11 protein-coding genes are annotated in these 8,000 nt (G+C 49.4%); 4 read left to right on the top strand and 7 right to left on the bottom strand.

The features are described from left to right. The 3 genes from L692_RS32465 to L692_RS0106980 form a co-directional block, all read left to right on the top strand. Window positions 1-489, top strand: a 489-nt coding sequence (locus tag L692_RS32465; protein WP_025698411.1) for a TetR/AcrR family transcriptional regulator, incomplete at its 5' end; no start/stop codon positions are given. 107 nt (window positions 490-596) lie between these two features. Further along, window positions 597-1,448, top strand: a complete 852-nt coding sequence (locus L692_RS0106985) for an AraC family transcriptional regulator (protein ID WP_025698410.1) — start codon at window positions 597-599, stop codon at window positions 1,446-1,448. Then, on the top strand, window positions 1,448-2,347 hold the full coding sequence (locus L692_RS0106980) for a DMT family transporter (RefSeq protein WP_025698407.1): 900 nt from the start codon (window positions 1,448-1,450) through the stop codon (window positions 2,345-2,347). Before L692_RS0106985 ends, L692_RS0106980 begins: the two co-directional genes overlap by 1 nt. Here L692_RS0106980 and L692_RS0106975 read toward each other — a convergent pair. From L692_RS0106975 to L692_RS0106950, 6 genes are all read right to left on the bottom strand, one after another. After that, window positions 2,325-3,386, bottom strand: a complete 1,062-nt coding sequence (locus L692_RS0106975) for a HAMP domain-containing sensor histidine kinase (protein ID WP_025698405.1) — start codon at window positions 3,384-3,386, stop codon at window positions 2,325-2,327. The genes L692_RS0106980 and L692_RS0106975 overlap by 23 nt on opposite strands. Next, window positions 3,383-4,057, bottom strand: coding sequence for a response regulator transcription factor (locus L692_RS0106970; protein WP_025698403.1), 675 nt, complete (start codon window positions 4,055-4,057; stop codon window positions 3,383-3,385). The genes L692_RS0106975 and L692_RS0106970 overlap by 4 nt, the downstream gene beginning before the upstream one ends. Window positions 4,058-4,095: 38 nt before the next feature. Beyond that, window positions 4,096-5,268 (bottom strand): ABC transporter permease, encoded by a 1,173-nt coding sequence (locus L692_RS0106965; protein ID WP_025698400.1) that lies wholly within the window; start codon window positions 5,266-5,268, stop codon window positions 4,096-4,098. After that, window positions 5,269-5,952 (bottom strand): ABC transporter ATP-binding protein, encoded by a 684-nt coding sequence (locus tag L692_RS0106960; RefSeq protein WP_198027715.1) that lies wholly within the window; start codon window positions 5,950-5,952, stop codon window positions 5,269-5,271. A 5-nt stretch (window positions 5,953-5,957) separates the two neighbouring features. After that, window positions 5,958-6,857, bottom strand: coding sequence for an efflux RND transporter periplasmic adaptor subunit (locus L692_RS0106955; protein ID WP_025698396.1), 900 nt, complete (start codon window positions 6,855-6,857; stop codon window positions 5,958-5,960). Between the two features lie 137 nt (window positions 6,858-6,994). Continuing rightward, the gene (locus L692_RS0106950) at window positions 6,995-7,369 is read right to left on the bottom strand and encodes a hypothetical protein (RefSeq protein WP_025698394.1); all 375 of its coding nucleotides are present in this window, start codon (window positions 7,367-7,369) and stop codon (window positions 6,995-6,997) included. Between the two features lie 132 nt (window positions 7,370-7,501). Between L692_RS0106950 and L692_RS31695 the strand changes: the two genes are divergently transcribed. After that, a complete protein-coding gene (locus tag L692_RS31695; protein ID WP_156940326.1) occupies window positions 7,502-7,675 on the top strand; it encodes a hypothetical protein in 174 nt (57 codons plus the stop codon). Window positions 7,676-7,743: 68 nt separating this feature from the next. Here L692_RS31695 and L692_RS27995 read toward each other — a convergent pair. After that, window positions 7,744-8,000 (bottom strand): GH32 C-terminal domain-containing protein (locus L692_RS27995; RefSeq protein ID WP_036722441.1); only part of this gene is annotated, 257 nt, incomplete at its 5' end.

Raw genomic sequence — 8,000 nt, 5'->3', positions numbered from 1 at the left:
GCGGGCGCCAACGTGTCGCTCGTCTCGTATTATTTTGGCGGCAAGGACAAGGTGTTTGAGGCCCTGTTCGCTGAATATTTTTCGCACGATTTACTAAAAGAAGATGAGCTGTCCCGGCTGGACCCGGCCTCGGGTCTCAAGCTGCTGATCCGGGAAATCACCGCTTACCGGCAGCGTGAGCCGGAAATGATCTGTCTGCTGCAGCAGGAAATTATTATGCAGTCCCCCCGGATGGACTTGATTCAGGAACTGACACAGCCGATCTGGATACTGCTGCGGGATTGGCTGAAGCAGGGCCGGGAACAGGGCGTGTTTCATTTCCGGTCGCTGGATCATACGTTTATCAGTGTGCTGGGCAGCATCCTGTTTCACAACAAAACGTATTATTTCAAGCACCTTCTTGATGATATCGAGGAAGATCCGGGCTTGCTTCTGGAGGATTTGACCCGGTTTATTTTTCAAGCCATCGGCTGCGGGGAACCGGTGTAGGCTTTGCCGTAAGCGCAACCCCCGTATGTCAGCAACATTATGCAAGAACGCTCTTTCTTTTTCGTTTATAATGACAAGACATTGAACAGGAAAAGAAGGTGCTGGCTATGACCCGCGAGGTTCGAACGGTCGTCTTCGATGCGGACTTAGAGCTTGAGGCGTATCGGTTTGAAGGGATTATGCAGAAGTTTCCCAACCATTTTCATGACTATTATGTCATTGGCTTCATTGAACAAGGCAAACGGCTTTTGCATTGTCATCATGAGGAGTACATCCTTAACAGCGGCGATGTGGTCATTTTTAACCCGTATGATCCCCATGCCTGTGAACAGATAGACGGAGGAACGCTGGACTATCGCTGCATCAACATTCAGCCGGAGGTAATGCGCCAATATGTGCAAGAGATCGCTGGTGTTGATTATTTACCCTGCTTCACGCCAACCGTTCTCTACCGGAGTGAACTGGCGGCTTCCCTGCGTGAGCTGCACCTGATGATTTCCGAAGGCCATTCCGATTTTCAAAAAGAAGAATTGCTTCTGTTTCTGCTGGAGCAGCTGCTGAGAGAGGATTCAGACCTAAGTGCTCCCGGCCCCTCCAGGGAACCGGCCTCTGAAATCAAAAGGATATGCGAATACATAGAGTCACATTTTGCAGAGAGCATTACCCTGGATCAATTAAGCCAATTGGCCGGACTGAGCAAGTATCACTTGCTGCGCTCATTTACCAAGCAAAAGGGAATTTCACCGTACAGCTATCTGGCTACGATCCGGATTAACCATGCGAAGAAGCTGTTGGAGCAAGGAATGCCGCCTATCGATGTGGCCCTGCAGACCAGTTTCAGCGATCAGAGCCATTTTACAAATTACTTTAAGAAATTGATTGGTTTAACCCCTAAGCAATATGCGCGTGTATTTATTCATGGATCGGGTGCGCAGCAATCAACGGAGATCACGGTATGATGGATCAGCGCAAGGATACGGCCGGACATCTGCTGGCATTCGTCACGATCCTGATCTGGGGAACCACTTTTATTTCCACCAAAATACTGCTGGTTGACTTTGCCCCCGTTGAAATTCTGTTCTTCCGGTTTCTCATCGGGTACTTTGTCTTGCTGCTTCTTTATGCCCGCCCCATCCGAACCAAAACCTTCAAAGAAGAATTGCTGTTCATGTCGGCAGGACTGTGCGGGGTCACTCTATACTTTTTAGTAGAAAATGCCGCCCTTCTCTATACGCTGGCTTCCCACGCAGGTGTGATTGTTTCGATTGCTCCATTCTTTACGGCGGTTTTGGCTCACTTCTTCCTGGAGGAAGAAAAGTTAACTGTCCAATTTATGCTCGGATTTTCGCTGGCGCTGACAGGCATCGTAATTATCGGGCTCAACGGAAGCCTGCTCTTGCAGCTCAACCCGGCCGGAGACCTGTTGGCCTTCCTTGCTCCTGCTGTGTGGGCCATATATTCGGTCCTGATGCGAAAAATAAGCGGGCTGAACCACCATACCATTGGCTCCACCCGCAAAGTGTTCTTTTATGGACTGCTGTTCATGCTCCCTGTACTGCTTCTTCATAAATTCAATCCTGGCATGGCCCGGTTCCACAACCCTTCAAATCTCGCCAATCTGCTATATCTGGGACTGGGAGCCTCGGCATTGTGTTTTGTAACCTGGAACCGGGCGGTAGGCATCCTGGGGGCGGTGAAAACAAGCGTATACATTTATATTGTGCCTGTAATTACAGTCGCAGCCTCCGCTCTTCTTCTGCATGAACAGATAACGTGGGCCACCCTGGCAGGAACCTTCCTGACGTTGACCGGCTCGTATATTTCAGAACGCAAGCTTAATGCGGCAGTTCAACAATAAATGTGGTGCCTTTTCCTGATTCACTCTCAAAATACACTTGTCCATTGGACAGCTCCACGATCTTCTTGACGATAACCAGCCCCAGTCCATTGCCTTCCAGGGAGCGTGATTTGTCGGCTTTAAAGAATCTTTCAAAGATCCGCTCCCTATCCTCTTCCCGGATACCGATGCCATAATCCGTAATCTTCACTCTGACAAGCCCTTCGCTCTGATGAAGACCGATTCGGATGGTGCCCTTCGGGTGTGAAAATTTGATCGCGTTCTGAATCAGGTTTAGCCATACCTCCTGAAGCAAATGCTCATCGCCGGTAATCGTTATTTCCTCCAGGTCAATATCGAATTCAATCTCTTTCCTGGACCACGCGGCTTCCAGAATTAATACCGCTTTCCTGATCTGTTCATCCAGCGAAAATACGGTGGCCTGCTCGCGTATTACTTTGCTGTCCAGCTCCGAAAGCTTTAATAAATTGGTCGAAAGCAGCGATAACCGCTCACTTTCGTTCACGATAATTTCCGTATATTCCGAGAACTGCTCCTCCGTCAGCCGGTTGTCTCGAATCAGCTTGGCAAAGCCTCTAATGGATGTGATGGGTGTCTTGAACTCATGCGATACGCTGGATACAAAATCCTTGCGCAGCACATCGATGTTCCTCAGCTCCCTGGTCATCAGGTTGAAATCGGAGGTCAGCTGCCCCATTTCATCCGCGCTGGTTACTTTGACCTCGATGTCGAAATTGCCCTTGGCTACCTCCTTCGACGCCTTGGACAGCCTCTTGATCGGTTTGACAATCCCTCTTACCGCAATCAGGATGATGATGGTGCCCACAGCGGCGCTTACCAGAAAGACAAGGCCGGTAATCGTCCGGACTCTTTTAAACTCAGCAATGAGCTGGTTATGGTCAACGGACAACTTAACAAAGAAGCTGTTTGAAATGACTCTGATGGCACTGAAGGTCAATGAAGTTAATACCCACCAAATGACCAGAAAGAGAATCGCGAATTTGGCATAAATGGACCGCAGCAGACGGGGCTTCTTCATACCAGCTTCTCCACCTTGTATCCCAGCCCTCTGACGGTGACGATCTTAAATTCCTCGAATCCGTCGAATTTCTCCCGCAGGCGCTTGATATGAACATCGATGGTCCTTTCGTCGGTATCATTGTCCATTCCCCAAATTTCATCCATAAGGTCCTGCCGGGTGAATATTTTTTGGGGGTAGCTCAGCAGCTTGAACAGCAGATAGAACTCTTTTTTGGGCAATACCAGGCTTTCGATTGGGGTTGTGACCGTCAACGTTTCGTAATCCAGAATAACCTCGCCGATCACGATCCGGTGCTCATTGGAAATTTTGGCCCGGCGGAGCAGAGCATGAACCCGCAACAGCATTTCGTCAAAATCTATCGGCTTGACCATATAGTCATCGGTGCCGACGAGAAAGCCTTTTTTCTTGTCCTCAAAGGATTCCTTCGCCGTAATCATCAATATGGGAAGATCATGCCTTGAGCTTCTCAGCTCTTCGGTTAACGTATAGCCGTCCATATTCGGCATCATAATATCCACGATCATAAGATCAATATGCTCGGTATCCAGCACTTCCAATGCCTTCAATCCATCGGAAGCGGCAAAGACGTGATATCCATCGCGGATTAAATAGGTGGTCATCAGCTTGCGGATACTTTCATTATCATCAACTACCAGGATATTGAACATTTTTGCCGCTTCCTTCTATATTAAATGTTGGCCTTAAATTATAAGCTTCTGAGCGCGTCGATCGGATTCAGTCTGCTGGCTTTTCTGGCGGGCATATATCCGAATACAACGCCCACTCCCGCAGAGAAGCCGATCGCCAGTGACACGGTTGATATGGAGATGGAGAAGCCCAGTCCGATGAGCGCTGCGGCAATGTAGGCAATGAGAGCGCCAAGGATGAGTCCGATCAGTCCGCCGATCAGCGAAAGGAAGATCGACTCGATAATAAATTGGAGCTGGATGCGGTTCGGAGTCGCTCCGAGCGCCTTGCGAAGACCGATCTCTGTAGTGCGTTCGGTGATAGATACAAGCATCATGTTCATAATGCCGATTCCCCCGACAACCAGCGAAATCGCGGCAATCCCCCCAAGGAGCATGGACATCATCGACATCATGGTCTGGAAGGAATCAATCATATCTCCCATGTTATTCACGGTGTATGCCGTATCCTTATAATTAAACGCCGCGTTCAGCACGCCTTTAATATCGGTTACCGATTGATCCGCCGTGCTGGTATCCTTCAGGTACACATCCAGACTGGAGATACTTTTTACGTTTAAATTTCGAAGCGCTGTTGTGTATGGAATGAGAATGGAATCGTTATTGGAGTCCATCCCGAATCCGCTGGAGGAGGTTAAGGTGCCGATTACCGTAAAGGTTGTCCCGTTAATCATCAGCTCTTTCCCGACCGGGTCCACACCGTAATAAAATTCACTTACGATATCGCTGCCAATAACAGCCACCTGATTCTTGCTCTCCAGATCGAGTCTGTTGATTCCTCTTCCGGACTTCACCAGACTGGAATCGACCTTGAAATAAACCTCGTTCTTCCCCTTGACTGTTGCGTCTTCTTTGACATGACCATTATACACAATACCCGTTTTGCCCGAAACCGTAGGCGATACGCCGCTGATATTGTCCAGTTTCGAAATGCTGTTCATATCCTCTTCGTTAAGGCCCTGCTTGAGAGGGGTCCCCATGACATTGACCATAATCCGGTTCACACCAAGCGCGTTGACCTGATCGCTGATACTGTTCGTCGCGCCTTGAACAATCGTAATCAGGGCGATAATCGAGGCCACGCCGATAACGATGCCCAGCATGGTCAGGAAGGAACGGAGCTTGTTGTGAATAATATTTTCCCAGGACATCTTTATGCTTTCAAACAGCATCTACTCCACCTCCTGCCCCGTCTGCTCAGTCAAATGGCCATCCAGAATATGAACGATTCGCTTGGCGTGACGGGCAATCTTGATGTCGTGGGTAATCATGACAATGGTTCTTCCATCATGGTTCAGCTCCTCGAACAGCTCCATAACCTGTGCCCCCGTCTTCTGATCGAGAGCGCCTGTGGGTTCATCCGCAAGCAGGATGGTTGGCTCTGTAACCAGTGCGCGGGCGATAGCCACACGCTGCTGCTGACCGCCGGAGAGCTGGTTGGGCAGATTCTTCATTCTTTCCGCGAGGCCCACACGCTCCAGAATCGCTTTGGCCCGCTGCTGGCGTTCCGAGAAGGAAAGTCCTCTATAGATTAATGGAAGCTCCACATTCTGGAGAGCGGTCATCCGCGGCAAGAGCTGAAAATTCTGAAAGACAAAGCCGATTTCGCGATTTCGTATATGGGCAAGCTCCATTTCATCCAGGTCGTTAATATCGTTGCCGGACAGAAGATACTTCCCGGACGACGGCACATCCAGACAGCCGATAATATTCATCATGGTGGATTTGCCCGAGCCGGACGGTCCCAGTATCGATACAAACTCACCGGAATGAACGCTCAGGTTGACATTATGCAGAATGGGCAGCTCTTCATCACCCATATAGTAGCTTTTATTGATATTTTGCATGCGGAGAATTTCGGTCATTCGTTGCCGCCTCCATCCGCCCCGTTCTCGTTGCCGCCTCCTCTGCCGAAACCTACGCCTGTAGATGCCCCGGCAGCTTTCTTGTAAAGGATGGTTTCTCCGTCTGCAACTCCGCTCTTCACTTCAACGTTCGTTCCGTCATTGATGCCTGTCGTGATTTCGGTCTTGACCTCCGCCCCATTCTGATCCTCTTTCAGAACATACGGCTGGTTGCTATCGTCAAACTGTATGGCGGTCATAGGCAATGTAACCACCCCGGTTGCCTTGCTGCTGATAGCCTTGACCTCCGCCGTCATGCCGATTCTGAGGTCCTGATCCTTGGCAAGGTCAATCGTCGCAATAAAGAAGGTGATTCCGTTCATAACTTGTCCTTCTTTGGAGATGCTGCTGATTTTCCCTGTCAGCTCCTTATTGATCGCCCCGATCTTCACTATCGTTTCCTTGCCTGCCGCCAAGGCTTGAATGTCGTATTCGTCCACCTTGACATTCAGCTCCAGATTATTGTAATCCACGATGTCCAGCAGCGCCGTTCCGGCCATAACCTGTGCGTTGTCTTCCATATTGATCTTGACAATCTCACCGTTGATTTTCGATTTAATCTCATCTCCGGCCGTTGTCGTCAGCAGCACCTCGCCCTCGCTGACCGTATCCCCCTCTTTGACTTTCATATCGCTAATTTGCAAAATCTTCTCGGCCATGACCGTTTGCCGGTTTTTCGTTTCGACATTTCCCGAGAAAGAATAATAGGTGGTGATATCCCCTTTTTGGGCAGTTACGCTTTCGTAGGACGCGGCTGCGGGACGCTTAAGAAACACCCCGGCGATGATTACCGCCGCAATCACTATGATGCTGATTACCAGCCATTTTCCAGTCTTCGACTTTCTTCTTGTACCCATGAAGAGACCTCCTATGTATTTAATGAAAACATAATAGTATACGTATATGAACTGAAGATGAACGGCGGGTGCTCTTGCGGAGCGAGCGCGTGGCGTCTTCACAGCAAAAAGGCGCCCGAAGGCGCCCTGATGCGGAACTATTGTCTTATGATGAGGATGTCGCGAGGCGGTCTGCCCGTGCTGCGAATTAAGGCAATTTCGACGTCGGTCAGGTTGCGTCCAACCAGAATGAACGAAGAGGTGACATTATTAAAGTTGAAATTGCCCAGGTTCGCTACGCTTTGGCTGCCCCGGAATACACGGAACGAGCCCTGAAAGTTAATTCGGGAAAACAGCACAAGCGTTACTTGAGAGCTCTGCACCACATTTCTGAGCCGGAAGCTCGAAAGAACGTTGTCAAAACGAAACGCTCCCAGATCACGAACCGCAACTCCCCCGCGTCTAAAATGAATCCGGCGGCCGGTAAAATTGGTGCCCGACCAAAGAGTAAGACGTACATCTCTGTTTGCCAAACTATACCACTCCTTTTCTGAGGATGATATAGTTTATGAGCAACCTCCAATAAGGGTAGAAGACAAATACAGCGGTTCATACGTTTGTTTTTTGAATATTGGTTAACAATGGAAGACGGAAGGAGGAATACCATGAGAGAAGAAGAGCATGAACGAAATGATCAGGACGAGCTTAACCGGTCTTCGCTAAGCAACGAAGAAGAGGCTGCCGAAGACCAAGGCTTGGAGCTTAAATCAGGCAACGAGCTGGAGCGGGACAAGAAGCTGGTCGAGTCCATGGATCAGCCGGACAGCTTTGAATATTAAGAGCAAAGAGGCCAAACACCGGCGGGCGCTGTATAAGAAAGTGCCATAGCCGGTGTTTGGCCTGAGATTTACGGCTTTCCAATATGCTTGATGACCATATTCTCAAAGACCGCCTTGCCCCCCTCGGAGAATAGAGTGATCCCTTTATCGCTGAATTCCGGGAAAATAACATTGGAATAAACGACCGAGCCGTCATCCACAAAGACTTCGATGCTTGTTTTATCGACGAGGATTTTTAAATGAACCTTCTTCTTGCCTGCATCAAACGGCGCTCTGCTCTCCAGGTAGGCTCCGCTCTTGTCGGGCTGCTCTGTATTGGATCGGT

Origin of the sequence: Paenibacillus forsythiae T98 (assembly GCF_000520735.1) — a bacterium.
Lineage (GTDB): Bacteria > Bacillota > Bacilli > Paenibacillales > Paenibacillaceae > Paenibacillus_AQ > Paenibacillus_AQ forsythiae.
Note: the sequence above shows the minus strand (reverse complement) of the source record. Positions and strands in the feature narration are given on the sequence as shown.

Bases quoted from the DNA above. Each gene is read 5' to 3' on its own strand.
- L692_RS0106970 (WP_025698403.1), bottom strand. From the start codon at position 4,057: ATGTTCAATATCCTGGTAGTTGATGATAATGAAAGTATCCGCAAGCTG.
- L692_RS0106965 (WP_025698400.1), bottom strand. From the start codon at position 5,268: ATGCTGTTTGAAAGCATAAAGATGTCCTGGGAAAATATTATTCACAAC.
- L692_RS0106975 (WP_025698405.1), bottom strand. From the start codon at position 3,386: ATGAAGAAGCCCCGTCTGCTGCGGTCCATTTATGCCAAATTCGCGATT.
- L692_RS0106980 (WP_025698407.1), top strand. From the start codon at position 1,448: ATGGATCAGCGCAAGGATACGGCCGGACATCTGCTGGCATTCGTCACG.
- L692_RS31695 (WP_156940326.1), top strand. From the start codon at position 7,502: ATGAGAGAAGAAGAGCATGAACGAAATGATCAGGACGAGCTTAACCGG.
- L692_RS0106955 (WP_025698396.1), bottom strand. From the start codon at position 6,857: ATGGGTACAAGAAGAAAGTCGAAGACTGGAAAATGGCTGGTAATCAGC.
- L692_RS0106985 (WP_025698410.1), top strand. From the start codon at position 597: ATGACCCGCGAGGTTCGAACGGTCGTCTTCGATGCGGACTTAGAGCTT.